Here is a 14855-nt window from a genome sequence, read left to right as displayed (position 1 = left end):
CAATTACGCTGATAGAAAAGCAATGAGCGTATTAAAGATTTGAAATATTGGCAAACTTTTAATTTCAACCTTACACAAGCTTTCTACTCCATTTACATTACAGCTATCTCAAACAGGCTAACAGGTCTTTCATGATAATGTGCTGGCAACTGGTCTGTATTTTCTAAATCGAATAAGCCCAGGAATTTAAATCCCATTTTTGTATAATGGTTGATCAGGCCTTCGTTTTGACCTACGGTATCCAGGCGTACATAGGTTTTATTGTTTGCCCTGGCATATCCCTTTGCCCACTCCACGATTACGGCAACCATATTTTGCCCTTTAAATTCAGGATTGGTAGCTATGCGGTGTATATAAACGGACGGATCAGCATTTTTAGCTTCCCATATCTGTGGATCGTCGAATGTTGTTGCCCATACACAGGCCGTTTTTCCATCAATGGTTATTTTCCATTGTCTGTTCTCATTTATCTCAGTTTCGATTAGTGAAGTTTCGAATTTTGGCCAGTGAAGGTTGTATTTTGTTTTCTGGAAAGCTGTTGCGCTTTCGTAAAGGCGAAAGATTTCTGCGATATCTTGCGTAGTACTATTGCTGATCTTCATATGATTAAATTTTTATATTGAATTTGTTATCGGGCAAATTTTTTCGAACCTGCAACACAGAGGATAATGCCAATCATTACGGCCAGCATATTTAAACTTACTTCTTCATGCAACAAGGTAGCGGCGAGTGCCAGGCCGAAAAAGGGTTGTAAAAGCTGAAGTTGGCCTACAGAGGCAATACCACCCTGTGCGAGTCCTTTATACCAGAAAATGAAGCCGATAAACATGCTGAACAATGAAATATAGGCTAAGCCCATCCATGCACCAGAACTGATGGCTGATAGCGAAACAGGTTTAAAAACAAAAATTAATGGGAGCATGAGCGGGAGGGAAATCACCAATGCCCAGGAGATAACCTGCCAGCCCCCAATTGTTTTGGTTAAACGGGCGCCTTCTGCATAACCAAGTCCGCAGAGCACAATAGCCGCCAGCATCAACAGGTCGCCGAGTGGTGAAGCATTAATACCCTGATAAATGGCATAACCGATTACCAATATACTGCCCAGTGCAGAAAAGAACCAGAAAATAGGTTTTGGCCGTTCTCCTCCACGTAAAACAGCAAATACAGCCGTTACCAATGGCAACAATCCTAAAAATACAAGCGAATGTGCAGAACTGATGTGCGCCAAAGCCAGGGCACTTAACAGAGGGAACCCGATTACCGCACCAACAGCCACAATAATGAGCGATCCTAAACTGCTTTTTGCAGGGCGCTTTTCTTTAAGTAAAATCAATACCGCAAGCGCAAGTAAACCTGCAATGGTTGCCCTTGCAATGGTTACAAAAATGGGACTCATATCCATTACCGCTATTTTAGTGGCTGGCATAGAACCGCTAAAAATCAATACTCCTATAAAACCGTTCAGCCATCCGCCCGAGATTTTCCTGGTAGCCAGGCTACCTGTTGTTGTACTTATCATATCTAAAATTTACTTAACCAAAAGTGATAAAGAGAAATAAGTAAATACAGTATCAGTTTTGTATATTTGTATGGATACAGTTTGTTTATGAAAAAGATTTACAGGTATAATGAAATTGCGGATGGAATAGCTGCCCAGATCAGAAATGGTATTTTGAAGGTTGGTGAAAAACTCCCTTCCGTAAGGATGCTCTGTAAAGAATACGCCATTGGGATGAACACCGCCAAAAGGATTTTTTTAGAGCTTGAAGCGCAATCACTGATCGATTCAAAACCTCAATCCGGTTTTTTTGTCAGTAACCGTTCTGTTCAGCGTTTGCCGCTTCCCGGGGTTAGTAAACCTACATTAATGCCCGGAAACAAAGAACCTGATGAACTGATTACCAAAGTGTATTCGAGCATGGGGAATAACGACATTACACTTTTTTCTATTGGTATCCCTTCCGGAAACCTGTTGCCTTTGGCAAAACTCCAAAAAGAAATCCTTCAGGCGAGCAGGTTATTGCAAGGTGGTACAGCCTATGAGCCACTTCAAGGCAATCTTCAGCTTCGCAGAATGGTTGCTGTCCGCTCTTTGGGCTGGGGAGGAAATTTGAACAAAGACGATCTCATTACCACCAGTGGCGGAATGAATGCGCTTTCTTTTTCACTGATGGCTTTGGCAAAACCGGGCGATACTGTGGCCATTGAAAGTCCATGTTATCCTGGTATTTTTCAGCTGGCCATTAGTCTTGGTCTCAAAGTACTCGAACTGCCCACCCATCCGGTTACCGGTATCGAAATTGATGCGTTAAAAAAACTGGTTTCGAAAATCGATATCTGTGTGCTGATTCCAAACTTCAATACGCCTTTAGGTAGCTGCATGCCCGATGAACACAAAAAGGAAGTGGTTAAATTGTTGGCCAAGCACAATATACCGTTAATTGAAGATGATGTATATGGCGATCTATATTTCGGTGCTCAAAGACCAAAATGTTGTAAAGCGTTCGATACCGGGGGTAATGTGCTGTGGTGCAGTGCCATTTCTAAAACACTTGCCCCCGGTTATCGGGTAGGGTGGGTGGCTCCCGGAAAGTATAAGGATAAAATAATGAAGCTAAAACTCGTACATGCCATTGCCACACCTTCTCTGGTACATGAAGTGGTGGGCAATTTTTTTAAAAGTGGCCGTTATGATGTTCATATTCATCAGATTAGGCGTACGCTAATGGGGAATTACCAGCGTTTTAGCCATGCCATTGCCACTTATTTTCCCGAAGGAACCAAGATTAGCCGGCCACAGGGAGGCCTTGCCATTTGGGTTGAACTGGCGAAAGGTGCAGATACCATAAAACTTTACGAGCTGGCCATGAAACAGAAGATCAGCATTTCTCCCGGCCGGATGTTTACCTTGCAGGAACAATACGAAAATTGCTTACGCATATGCATGGGCATGCCCTGGACAGATGAAATTGATTTCAAATTGAAACAGCTCGGAAATTTGGCAAAAATGTGCTGAGGTTTCTCTAACTCCTCCTAATCCTGATCACCGCAATTATCGTTAATGCCAGTGCAAAGAAAAGAAAGCCTCCATCAAAAGAGCAACCATTTATACTTCTGCCTGATGTGGATAAAATTGCAGCGGAAATAACAGGGGCAGCAAATGTATTAAAGGTATAACAAATTGCCAGGAGCAAAAGTAAAAGCACAAATAACCTTTTTAGATAAAACCCCATGGTGTAAAATGACTATTTTGCGAAGATAAGGTAGTCATGTTGGGATAAAAATGGAAAGTCGGTAAGAAGCCACAATTGTTCGTTGGATGTGCATTATAACTCCATAAGCTAATAGCCCATAATGCCTTGTTTTTAAAGTTACTATGCTATAAATTAGTTACTTCTTGTCTATTTTGTAGGTAATCCAAAGTACGTCATTCTCAATCTGTTTTACCTTTTCAAGCTTTAATAGCGTAGCGCCATTTTTTTTTGCTTTTTCGTCGATTTCAAAAAGGGTTGAAGTTTTAATGGTGCCATCTGCCACAGGTAATAGCAATTGGTGAAGTTCATCAATAAGGCCTTCATTAAGAAAACTTCCGTTGATATGGGCACCACCTTCGAGCATCAGTTTTTCGATCGCGAATAGATTGCGTAGTTTTTTTAAAGCTGTTTTTAAATTGATTTCATCTTTACCAGCAAAAATGTACGAAACTCCAATGTCTTGTAAATGGGCAAGATAAGCGTCTTTTACGCTTTCGTTAAGAATGGTAATCACGTGGTCGCCCTGCATGGTTGATTTTTCCCAACCAAGTTTGGCTTTACCATCTATGGCAATGGCAAATGTTTTTGATTGATGAGCTGAAACAAAGTCGTTGCGGTCTATTTTCTGATGCCCTTTTTTTAATACCGGTTTTGCAAAATCGGTAAAATCTTTCTCCATGGTGGTACGGCCAACAATCCACGCACCTATGCCAATTTTCTCATGGATTTTCTCAAATGTTCCCCTTAATTGTTCCATTTGTGGACTATCGCCCCATTTTTCGCCCAAAATTTTTCCATCAACTGAGGTCATCATCAAACAGATGACATATGGTAGCTCGTTGTTCATATGCACTTATCTTTTTTAATTCAATTCAACAAAAAAATATAAGTCTTGTTTGGGTGTTTCATGAAGTTAAGTACTTGGAATGCCAAAATGAATTCTATAACGACTTACTATTTCAAACCTATTTCTACATTAAAAACCTGTCTGTTTGAAAATCGGTATAGTTCTTCGTAAGAAAAAAGAATCAGTTTATCTTTATGTTTTTCGTTTGAGTGTACCAATTTCTCTTTTTCAAGATTTCCTTCTTGTGCAATTCCAGAGGGTAAGCCATTCACATTTACAACATTCGCTTTTCTACTAAATTGCCAAATAATATTTTTTAACAAGATAGGAGCGAGTGTGTTGCTCGGATTCTTTTTTTGAGTATAATTAGCTAATAGCTCACTCAATTTTTTACCTTTCTCTTTATCTTCGCTGGCTAAAAGTTCAATATTGGTAAAATCAATAAAACTCATCATTCCTTTTAGTATTAGTTTTTTATTAACGATAAGTTTATACAATTGATCATTGTTAACTTTTAATCTAACTTCCATCTCACTCCTTGTATCTAATATTTTATAGTTATACAGATCAAGTTCAGTACTGTCATTTCTCAAAAAAAATGAATTGGAAGTTTTATTAGGTTGAAGTGTTTTATTTACCAAATAAATCTCTTGCGTTATAGGTGAAGCCAGGTAGCTACCCGAAACATCAGATGGACTAATGATAGCAGTAATGCAAAAATCATTAGCCCATACCAATTGACTAAAAGGCATTAGATTTTTATAATTTATAACCAAAATGGAATCTTTTTTGATAAAATCGGCCTTTATTACAAATTTTTCACCAAAAACGACTGAATTTTGAGCATACAAATAATTACTGCCAATTAATAAGAGAAGAATAGCCATCAACTTTTTTGTTATTGAGGACATGAAAGTTTGCTTAGTTTCCATTTTTTTAATTATAGGAAATCGGAATTGTCCCGTCGAGTGATTATTCTAATTACAGGCTAAGATGAGCCCGGCCTTATTTTATCCGTTTCCGGTCAATTATGATCACTGAACTTTATTTGGATTATAAGGAGGAGCTAAAACCATATTGATTAAATTAATGTCGTTGCCGCTTGGTTCCAAAAATACAAACTTATACTCATTAGCTTCTTCTTTAAGCAAGGACTTTACAGCAAGGCTAATTAACTCTGTAATTGAAACTGTTTTAATTTTTTTAGCCTCGCTAATTTTAATGATTTTCTCTTTTTTTCTATTAATATCATAATAGAATGTAATGCTAGTTGAGTAAGGATAGCATTTACATTGTAATTGATAAACCATTGCCGGCCCTTCTCGTTCAACTTTAAACATTCTGTCCTTTGCAGGAACAGACAACGTGTCTAAAAGATAGTAGACAGTATCTTTTTTTATTTTTTGAGTTTGGGCTTTTGCTATATAAACGCTAAAGAATAAAAAGGCAAAAATTAGGAATTTTATCTTTTTCATAATTATTATTTACATTTAGTTGTTGATAACCATATGATTGGATTACGATTAAAAATAGCCTAACTAAGATTAAAAAATATGCAGTCTTACAAAATAGAGAATAGGTAAGTAGAGATAAATGGTAGGTAAAAAGGCATAAAAACTCCACGAATTTATAAAGCGAATTTATTTGTAATAACAAATAAAATTGAAACAGTACTAACTTGCTTAACCCGTGTTCTGTGAAAATTTAAGCTTATGTGTACCTATCTTTTTTAATTCAATATTTGGGTTTTATGCCGTCTCCATTGCAGCTGCTACATGAAATGAAAATGTTGAGCCTTTATCGGGCTCACTTTCTACTGTGATGGAAGATTGATGAAGGTTGATGATGGTTGATGCAAGGTAAAGGCCAATCCCGAAACCGCTTATAAATTTAGTCTGTTCGCTGTTAACCCTGAAGAATTTTCCAAACATCAGCTTTTGGTCGGCGGTAGAAATGCCGATACCCTGATCGCTTACACTGATGAAAAAGTGTTGGTCTTTTTGTTGGCAATTGATGGTTATTGTACCTCCATTGGGCGAGTATTTCTGGGCATTGCTGATCAGGTTGGTGAGCACAAGCGAAAGTTTTTCCTGGTCTCCATTTACATAAGCTTCATTGGCACCAGCATAAACCAATATATGTTTTGCTGAAGCAATCCGGGCATCCTCCAGGTTTTCTTTTATTGCCTTTGCCATATCAAACCGGGTAGGATTAATCTTCATATGGCCGTCCTCGAATTTCGAAATGCTCAGGAAATCGGAAATCATATTCTCCATTTTTTTTGTCTGCAGTTCGGCTCTGGAAAGTGCCTGGGAGATAAATTCCAGCTCATCCTTTTTAGCCTTGTGCAGGGCTACCTGGATGTAGGATCGAAGGGACGTTAATGGGGTTTTGAGTTCGTGGCTTACAAAACCGATGAATTCATTTTTCTTAATTTCAATATTTTTTTTATCGGTAATATCCCTTGCAATTTTAGATAGGCCGATTACATTTCCATTGCGGTCTTTAATTGGCGAAATGGTTAGCGAAACATTAATCAACGTGCCATCTTTTCTAAGCCGCTCCGTTTCAAAATGATCAACCCTGATCCCTTGCCGCAACTGGCCAAGTATATGCGGTTCCTCCTCAGCACGGTCGGGCGGAATGATTTTCATGATTGATTTGCCGATCATTTCTGATGCATTATAGCCGAAAATCCTTTCAGCAGCATCATTCCAGCTGGTTACAATACTGTTGAGGTCTTTACTTACAATTGCATCATCAGAACTCTCAATAATCGAATTGAGTACTGCACTTCTTTCATCTGCAATGCGCAATGCCTCATTTAAGCTTTTGAGTTGGGCAATGTTCAGCATCAGGTCCGATTCGCGTGTTTCGTACCCTTTGATAAGACTAAGGATTTCTGCAGATTCTTTCATATTTCCTTTAATAATAGGGACCCACAAGATAATGATATTTACTATTCAAATGCGAATGCTTTTTAGGTTGTTTTTAATGTAATTGCAGGACTTTTAATCAGAATTTAATTCGATTGGTCGACTTCGCATGGCAACATACTGGTTACATAAATGCTGATAAAGGCCCTGGATTGTGCTTGGAGTTGAGATACCATAAATTTAACAAAAAATTAATATGTATAAAATTTGTTTTATGTAAACATTGTTTAGTTTTGCTAAACATTTTATTCTCTTTAGTATACAAGGGAAAATAAATACATAAATTAGATTTTAAATGAAGAAAAATAAAATAGCGATGGTGGTTTTCGATATGGCAGGAACCACAGTAAATGAGGATAACCTGGTGTATAAAACGCTTCAAAAGGCAATCAATAATGCAGGTTTTGAATTTAGTTTGGATCAGGTGCTTGCCCAGGGAGCGGGTAAAGAAAAGAAGCAGGCCATCCGCTCGATATTATCTACCTACGCCGGCGTTAATGATGAAGCGCTCACGGCTAAAATATACGATGAATTTATTGTTGCTTTAACCAACGCCTATGCTACGGAAGATATTCTTCCTCAGCCTAATGCGGTAGAACTGTTTGCCGAATTAAAAAGCAGAAATATTTTAGCGGTATTAAACACCGGATACGACAGCACAACCGCCAATTCGATTATCAAAAAACTAGGATGGAGCGTGGGAAGAGAGTTTGATGCACTGGTAACTGCTTCTGATGTATCGCGTAACAGGCCAGACCCTGATATGATCGAATTTGCAATGAAAAGCTTTAATATTACCGATAGCACCAGCGTGGTGAAAATTGGAGATTCGGCCATCGATATCGAAGAGGGACAGAATGCGGGTTGCGGCCTCAGCATAGGAATTACTACAGGAGCACATACTGCTGCCCAGTTAATGGAAGCTCACCCAGATCTGATCATCGACAACCTGATCGACCTGTTGCCGCTTATTGATTAACAATTTGTTATTGATTTTATACATCCCTTCTAAACCCAATATTAGCATTTATCACAATGGATAAAGCCAGAATAGTAGTTTTTAACGGTCAGGGGCAACCGATGGAAGTGCAGGTGAAAGATATTCCTAACCTCCGGAAAGGAGAAATCCTGATCAAAAATCTTTACACCACACTTTGTGGTAGTGATCTGCATACGTATTGTGGCTTAAGAAAAGAGAAAGTGCCTACGGTATTAGGGCACGAGATTGTAGGTGAAATTACAGGTTTTGCTGATGGACATGACAGAAAGGATTATCTGGGAAATAAACTGAATATAGGCGACAGGGTAACCTGGAGTATTTTTTCTTCTGACCCTGAATCCGCCATGTCAAAAGCTGGTATGCCCCAAAAAGGTGAAAATCTTTTTAAATATGGTCATGCACAAATTACGGCCAATGATGTATTACATGGAGGTTTGTCTACGCATTGTATCCTTAAACCAGGAACAGCAGTACTCAAAATCTCAGCCGAAGTGCCATTGCCTGTAGCGGCAATTATCAATTGCGCGGTAGCTACTGTAGCGGGTGCATTAAGGCTGGCTGGAGATGTTAAATCGAAAAAAGGGCTTATTACCGGAAGCGGATTACTGGGGATGGTATGTGCCGCGATGTGTAAAGACGCAGGAGCCAGCTATATCCACATGGCCGATATTAATCCTCAACGGCTTGAACAGGCTGTAGCATTTGGCGCAAATGAAACCCACCTGTTAACAGGTGCTTCAGCGGGCTTGCCGGAAGGTATTGAGCTTGCATTTGATATGAGCGGCTCGGCCGATGCGATGGAAAATAGTCTCGAAAAACTGGCCATTGGTGGAACAGCAGTATGGATTGGTGCTGTATTTAATACGCGTAAAGTACAGGTTGACGCAGAATCGGTAGTGCGGAGGTTAATTACCATTAAAGGCTTGCACAATTATAATTTCGACGATTTTGTTTATGCCGTAAATTTCATCAGTAAAAATCATCAGGTTTTTCCTTTCGAAAAAGTGGTGTCGAAAGAATTTGTTCTTTTAAATACCAATGAAGCCTTTGAGTTCGCTGTAGCGAATAAGCCACTTAGGGTGGGCATTAATTTGGATCAACAGGAAGCTTAGCAAAATGGATAAGAAATTTAGGGTACAGCAATGGAAAATGCTGTTGATTACCATGTTTTGTTACCTGTTTTTTTATACAGGCAGACATAATTTTGGTTGGGCCGCAAAAGGGATGGCTGCCGATTTGCATATCCCATATACGGGTATTGGCTGGATCAGTTTTTCGATGCTGATGGGTTATTCCATCGGGCAGTTAATCAACGGGAACCTGGCCGATCGTTTTAGTGCACGTTTAATGGTTACAGTGGGCGCATACCTTTCCATCATCACCAATGTGGCCATCAGTTTTGCTAATAGTGGAACGTTAATTATGATATTATGGGCCTTAAACGGTTATTTTCAATCGATGGCCTTTGCGCCCGGCGCAAAACTGATTAATAACTGGTGGAGTGAAGAGGAGCGGGGCAAAGCCTTTGGTTTTTATACCATGGCCGCCGGGCTTTCTTCGGTAGTAACTTACCTGCTCTCCATTATTTTATTGCAACAGGGTTATGAGTGGCGTATGCTTTTCAGGTTGCCGGTTCTCCTGCTATTGATTTCGGCAACTGCCTTTCTGATTATTGCCCGTGATAAACCGGACATTGCAACAGATACTAAAGTAGAAAAGCAACAAGAAGTAAGCTGGATAAACCGCTATCGTTTGGTATTGAGTAATAAAAGGTTTATGGTTGCCTCCCTTGGTTTTGGCTTTGAAAGCATGGCCCGTTACGGCCTTATTTTTTGGGTGCCCGTTCATTATTTAGGAGGTAACTGGAAAGATAATCCTGGTAACTTATGGGTGACCTTTTTATTACCTGTAGGAATGGCTGCCGGGGCACTTACTTTCGGAATCCTCTCTGATAGCTTGTTTAAAAAAGACCGGATCAAAGCCATTTTCTTTGGCATGTCGATAAGTGCCGTTATTGCCATTCTGATTTACATTTCGCCGGTTCATAACCTGCTTTTAGGAAGTATATTGATGCTATTGGCCGGTTTTTTTGTATATGGCCCGCAGGCTTGCTTTTTTCCGCTTAGTCCCGATTTCTTAGGGAGTAGCCTTACCGGTACAGGCATTGGTTTTATGAATATGATCGCTTATCTTTTTGCCGCTTTTGGCGAGCCTTTACTGGGTTTTGCCATTGATACAACCGGAAGCACCAATAGTATTTTTATCGTTATTGCCGCGCTGTGCGTATTATCTGCCTGTAGTGTAGGTGCGGTAAAGTATATGAAATTACCAACGGTTAAAACTGTTTAAACCAATCCGATTAGTCTCTGGATATAAAGCGTCCTCTTAATGGGGCGCTTTTTTTGTAATCCATATTTTGGGGAGGAGAGTTCTGTTAGTGCTGATGAAAATTTAGCAATTCTCGTTGGATAATACCCATAGCCCGTTGCCTTAGTTGATTATTGCCGAGGTTTAAGTTTAGTAAAAGTGTAGCTTTCTTTTTCAGGTAATGAGCGGCATGTTTTATATCGTATTTCATCATCCAGGCTATATTATCGATCAAATCGGCATATTTTACCGTTTGTGCAGCATTATCTAAGGTTTGTAATCGCTTGTTTTCCAGTTTTTTCCTTTTCTTTTTGCTTAATTTGGGATAAGCTGTTTTGGTGAAAACATCCGTTAGCTCAACCACATGGTTGGTGATAAGCTCAGCAGCTGTTACAGGATAACCAAAATTTATTAATGCGGTTTTCAGCTCAGCACTGGTTGTACCTGTGTCTTCTAATAAATCGTGACAAAGGCCTATTTCATAACCCCATTCAATAGCGTTTTTTGCCAATAAAGCTACTTTGTTCAAATGGTCAAAATAGGGAAGCGTAGTACATTTGATCAGTTGGTTTTTATGTTTATCTGCTACCCAGTTTGCCAGTTTTTCTGCGCTTGTCATTGATTTATCTTGTGTACTTCGTGCCGGTGATGTTGTTCGCTGGTAAATCAACACCGGCCTGGCTTAAAATGTTCTGATCATTTTATGCCATTACAGCCTGTACTTTTCTCAATCCTAGCTGGTGACAGTAATTAAACGCCTCTTGTTGATAGAAAGAAATCTCTTCTTCGTACTATACCTCATCAAAAACCTGTTAAGGAAAGTCAGCATATTAGGATGATCTTAAAAGGCCTGTATTGAAGTTCTGGTAAAGTCCTGTCGGCGCCATTTAGTATACTCATATTTAGCACTTTTAATATATATTATAGTGTAACATCCTGAAAATGATACATTCAATTTAATGTAGTATTTGTTGTGTTCGATTGTATTAATATAATGAATAGCTTTATTTGACCTGAAGTAAATAGCCATAATTTAAATAAAATAAAATTTTACAGGTTATATATCTGATGTATTATTAAGATTTTACAAATACCTACTTTTAAGTATTTATCAATTCCTGTTTGGAGTTAACAATAATTTCGATAAATTTACGTCATCCAAAAATCATCCCATTTTAATTGCGCTCTCAGTGAAAATAATTATATTTTCTAATCACCTATCATCTATTCCTGTAATAGATTATTTCAATACACAGGGATTACTAAAAGCAATCGTATCAACTGATAAGCTTAAGGGGCAGCATTTAGGGATAGAGAATTTCTGTAATAAAAATGATATATCTTTTTTCAAAGTAAACAGACGCGAACTGCTTACAGTCATTAAGCAATTGTTTGTTGATATACAGCCTGATGTAGTGATTATGTTCGGTTTTTCTTATCGTATTCCGGCTGATCTTTACGAATTTCCCACACTTGGATTTTTTAATGTACACTTTAGTATGCTGCCCGCTTACCAAGGACCCGATCCCCTGTTCTGGCAAATGAAAAACGGGGAAACGAGCGGGGGTGTAAGTATTCATAAGGTGGATTCTGGTTTTGATACCGGTGCTGTGGTCATGCAAGAGCCGGTAACTTTTATACCTGGCGAAACCTGGGGCATAGCCGATAGCAGGCACAGTTTGGTTGCTATTAATATGATTGTTCAACTGATCGCCCAACTTTCACAACAAAACGAACTTAAAGAATTAGCTCCTGATGATAGCAATCTATGTTATTATGCAAGACCTAAAGCCAGTGATTTGACTATTGATTGGGAAACACAAACAGCCACACAGGTTGAAGCCTTAGTAAATGCATGTAACCCTGGTGCTGGTGGTGCGGTAACAACTTTTAAACAACAGATAGTGAAAATTTTGGAGGTATCGCAAGTTGAAGCTGAAGGGGAAGAAGATACTGTTGCGGGAACAATTACATATGCTAACGATAACGGACTATATGTGCAATGTGTGGATAAGAAAATTTTAAGGATAAATATATTAAAGCTTAATGAAGGTTTTATGACCGGCTTTAAGCTTGCAGCAATAGGTATAAAAGCGGAGGAGCGTTTTGAAAATAGCACCTTTCAGTATCAGGAAATTAACAATTAATTATATATTAAAACAATTCAATTATGGATCCTCTTCTTGGAACAATTTTAATCTGGCCTCTGCCATGGGTACCTCAAGGTTGGCAGTTATGCGATGGCACTTTATTGTCTGTTAATCAAAACCAGGCGTTGTTTGCACTTATTGGTACAATTTATGGCGGCAATGGTCAAACTACATTTGCAGTACCTGACTTTAGAACAAGAGTGCCTATTGGTGCACAAACAGTTACACAAGTAGGGCAACAAACTGGTGCTGCTGCGGCAACTGTAGTAGCAACCGGCGCAGGTGCAGTGACCATTGGTGTAAATAACCTACCATCACACAATCATTCTCTTAGTGGTGCCAGTGTTTCTATTGCAGTACCTGTAAATAGTACTGGTGGTACCAATACTGATACGCCAGGACCCACTACCGTGTTAACAAAGGGTACCGTGCAAGGCGGACCGGTAAATACAACCAGTAAACAATATACTACGGCTGCGGCTGATACAACGTTGCTTCCATTTAATGCCAATTTAACTGGTGCTAATACAGGTAACACTGGCGCCGGAACACCACTTCCGGTAAATGTTTCAGTACCGGTAACTATAAGCACCATGCAGCCATCACTATCCGTTAATTTTATCATTTGTACAAACGGTATATTTCCATCTAGACCTTAATCCGTGAACAAGAAAATTGGATTATTAATACCTTATTCAGGAGAATTTGTTGATTTAAAACGGATTCTCCTGAATCCTTTTGCGCAATATGCTCATGATAATGATTATGAGTTACTCAAAGAATTTATCGGGCCAGGGTCTGAGAAAGAGGTGAATAAAGCCATAGATAAATTGTTTTATCAGGAAGATGTAGACATTATTATTGGTTACGTGGGCTATCGTGTTGCCATCACATTATTTGACAAGTTAAGACGGAACCCAGATAAAATATTTATACACCTTAGCTTAGGTGAGGTGATCCCTTATACACAATCTCGGATTAATTATCCTGATAATTATCTTCTTTTCAGCAGTGATGCCTGGAAAACCATTGCCTTTTTAGGTGCTTGGGTAGCTAGAAAATTTCCTGCTGCCGATTGTATGATATGCACTTCTCTTTACGATGCAGGCTATAGTCTGGTAGAATCATTCAGAGTAGGTTATCATAGTATTTATGCTAAACCAATACAGGTTTGTACATTAAATAATAATCCTAATGTAAATGATGTAATTGGGTTGTTTAATGAAATTAACCGTTTACGCCCTGGTCATTTACATGTAACCTTATGTGGAAGAGAACTGGATTTGTTTATCAACCAGTTCAGCCAGTTTATCGATTATACCCCATCAGTATCTTTCTCATTTCCAGTTTCATTAAAATATATAGAAACCAAGCATGCTGCTTTCAAAAATGTATTCACTGCAGTACTTGAAAGTACCATACCAAAATATATCGCTGATTTTTCTGAAAGCCCTTTTTCAGTATTGTTTCAGTATCTAACACAGCAGGTAATAAAATGGCTTGATGGAGATGAAATTCCATCAGGTAATGCCATTTCAATAGTTGAAATGAATCTTATTGAAAGGCAATTTATATCTGCTGATGTTACCGGTCAATTGCCGGTGAGTTTAAATGCCGAATTTAATCACTCGGCAGAGAACGCTGTTGCCATATGGCAAAATCCTTATTTATGTATTTAAACTTTTGAATATGAGTGTGAAATTTTACAAATTTTTTTTCCTGGTCATCTTTGTTGCGATAGGTAAAATTGCCCTTGCACAAGGTACTGTTTCCTTTCAAAGTGGTTTTACACCATATGCCGGACTGGGCCCAAATGTGCAGGTGGCCGTGGGCACCAAAACTGCAAATATTAATTATAATAGTGCTGTTCAAGCAAATAGTAATTATTATGTGGCAGATGATGGTACAGGTTCATCTCCTAGCAACCTGGGGTTGATTACTAATAATTCACAATCTAGTGATGCACTTACTGTGACATACACTGATAACTCAGCGTTTTCATTTCAGGCATTTAAAATTATTGATTTTTACTCTCTTTATTATGCTGTAGATAATCCAATAACAATTAAGGGGTATAGTGGAAATACTTTGGTAGCTACCATGAATTTCTCTTATAACCCAGCTGGTGTTGATGCTACTAATCGGAATACTGTTAATACACTTTCAAATAATGCTGCTTTTGGGAATGTGACCAAAGTTGTGATTACAGGAGTTTCGGGTCTTTTTCACATGTTTGATGATCTTGTTTTTGCAACACCAGTTGCTTCCGCCCCATCAGTAACGGCTTTGAGCCCAACC

15 protein-coding genes are annotated in these 14855 nt (G+C 38.8%); 8 read left to right on the top strand and 7 right to left on the bottom strand.

Annotated elements, in window-relative coordinates; genetic code table 11:
- Window positions 1-92: 92 nt before the first annotated feature.
- Entirely contained in the window at window positions 93-602 is a 510-nt protein-coding gene (locus tag U859_RS0124950) for a GNAT family N-acetyltransferase (RefSeq protein WP_025145982.1), read from the bottom strand.
- Between the two features lie 26 nt (window positions 603-628).
- Window positions 629-1522, bottom strand: a complete 894-nt coding sequence (locus tag U859_RS0124945; protein WP_025145981.1) for a DMT family transporter — start codon at window positions 1520-1522, stop codon at window positions 629-631.
- Window positions 1523-1609: 87 nt separating this feature from the next.
- Between U859_RS0124945 and U859_RS0124940 the strand changes: the two genes are divergently transcribed.
- Window positions 1610-3019 carry a PLP-dependent aminotransferase family protein gene (locus U859_RS0124940; RefSeq protein ID WP_025145980.1) on the top strand — a complete coding sequence of 470 codons (1410 nt, stop codon included), beginning with the start codon at window positions 1610-1612 and terminating at the stop codon, window positions 3017-3019.
- A 374-nt stretch (window positions 3020-3393) separates the two neighbouring features.
- Here the strand turns inward: U859_RS0124940 and U859_RS0124930 are convergent, their stop codons facing one another.
- The 4 genes from U859_RS0124930 to U859_RS31330 all read right to left on the bottom strand — a co-directional run bounded on the left by U859_RS0124930 (window position 3394) and on the right by U859_RS31330 (window position 7022).
- Window positions 3394-4104 (bottom strand): RibD family protein, encoded by a 711-nt coding sequence (locus tag U859_RS0124930; protein ID WP_025145978.1) that lies wholly within the window; start codon window positions 4102-4104, stop codon window positions 3394-3396.
- A gap of 107 nt (window positions 4105-4211) precedes the next feature.
- Window positions 4212-5036 carry a hypothetical protein gene (locus U859_RS0124925; RefSeq protein WP_162800033.1) on the bottom strand — a complete coding sequence of 275 codons (825 nt, stop codon included), beginning with the start codon at window positions 5034-5036 and terminating at the stop codon, window positions 4212-4214.
- A gap of 102 nt (window positions 5037-5138) precedes the next feature.
- Entirely contained in the window at window positions 5139-5579 is a 441-nt protein-coding gene (locus U859_RS0124920) for a hypothetical protein (protein WP_025145976.1), read from the bottom strand.
- Window positions 5580-5852: 273 nt separating this feature from the next.
- Entirely contained in the window at window positions 5853-7022 is a 1170-nt protein-coding gene (locus U859_RS31330; protein ID WP_025145975.1) for a sensor histidine kinase, read from the bottom strand.
- A gap of 313 nt (window positions 7023-7335) precedes the next feature.
- Here U859_RS31330 and U859_RS0124910 point away from each other — a divergent pair, with 313 nt between their 5' ends.
- Genes U859_RS0124910 through U859_RS0124900 form a run of 3 tightly spaced genes read left to right on the top strand, consistent with a single transcriptional unit; the run spans window position 7336 to window position 10389 of the window.
- Complete coding sequence (locus tag U859_RS0124910; protein WP_205314441.1) at window positions 7336-8019, top strand: phosphonatase-like hydrolase; 684 nt, start codon at window positions 7336-7338, stop codon at window positions 8017-8019.
- A gap of 56 nt (window positions 8020-8075) precedes the next feature.
- Window positions 8076-9152 (top strand): zinc-binding dehydrogenase, encoded by a 1077-nt coding sequence (locus U859_RS0124905; protein WP_025145973.1) that lies wholly within the window; start codon window positions 8076-8078, stop codon window positions 9150-9152.
- A gap of 4 nt (window positions 9153-9156) precedes the next feature.
- Window positions 9157-10389, top strand: a complete 1233-nt coding sequence (locus U859_RS0124900) for an MFS transporter (protein WP_064774735.1) — start codon at window positions 9157-9159, stop codon at window positions 10387-10389.
- 85 nt (window positions 10390-10474) lie between these two features.
- Here the strand turns inward: U859_RS0124900 and U859_RS31325 are convergent, their stop codons facing one another.
- On the bottom strand, window positions 10475-11026 hold the full coding sequence (locus U859_RS31325; protein ID WP_025145971.1) for a hypothetical protein: 552 nt from the start codon (window positions 11024-11026) through the stop codon (window positions 10475-10477).
- 571 nt (window positions 11027-11597) lie between these two features.
- Between U859_RS31325 and U859_RS0124890 the strand changes: the two genes are divergently transcribed.
- The 4 genes from U859_RS0124890 to U859_RS30655 form a co-directional block, all read left to right on the top strand.
- Window positions 11598-12554, top strand: coding sequence for a methionyl-tRNA formyltransferase (locus U859_RS0124890; RefSeq protein ID WP_084153150.1), 957 nt, complete (start codon window positions 11598-11600; stop codon window positions 12552-12554).
- 23 nt (window positions 12555-12577) lie between these two features.
- Window positions 12578-13216, top strand: a complete 639-nt coding sequence (locus U859_RS0124885) for a phage tail protein (RefSeq protein ID WP_051584772.1) — start codon at window positions 12578-12580, stop codon at window positions 13214-13216.
- A 3-nt stretch (window positions 13217-13219) separates the two neighbouring features.
- A complete protein-coding gene (locus tag U859_RS0124880; protein ID WP_025145968.1) occupies window positions 13220-14236 on the top strand; it encodes a hypothetical protein in 1017 nt (338 codons plus the stop codon).
- A 10-nt stretch (window positions 14237-14246) separates the two neighbouring features.
- Window positions 14247-14855 (top strand): hypothetical protein (locus U859_RS30655; RefSeq protein ID WP_162800032.1); only part of this gene is annotated, 609 nt, incomplete at its 3' end.

It is taken from the genome of Pedobacter jeongneungensis (assembly GCF_000633455.1).
GTDB lineage: Bacteria > Bacteroidota > Bacteroidia > Sphingobacteriales > Sphingobacteriaceae > Pedobacter > Pedobacter jeongneungensis_A.
This window is presented reverse-complemented; position numbering and strand designations above follow the sequence as displayed.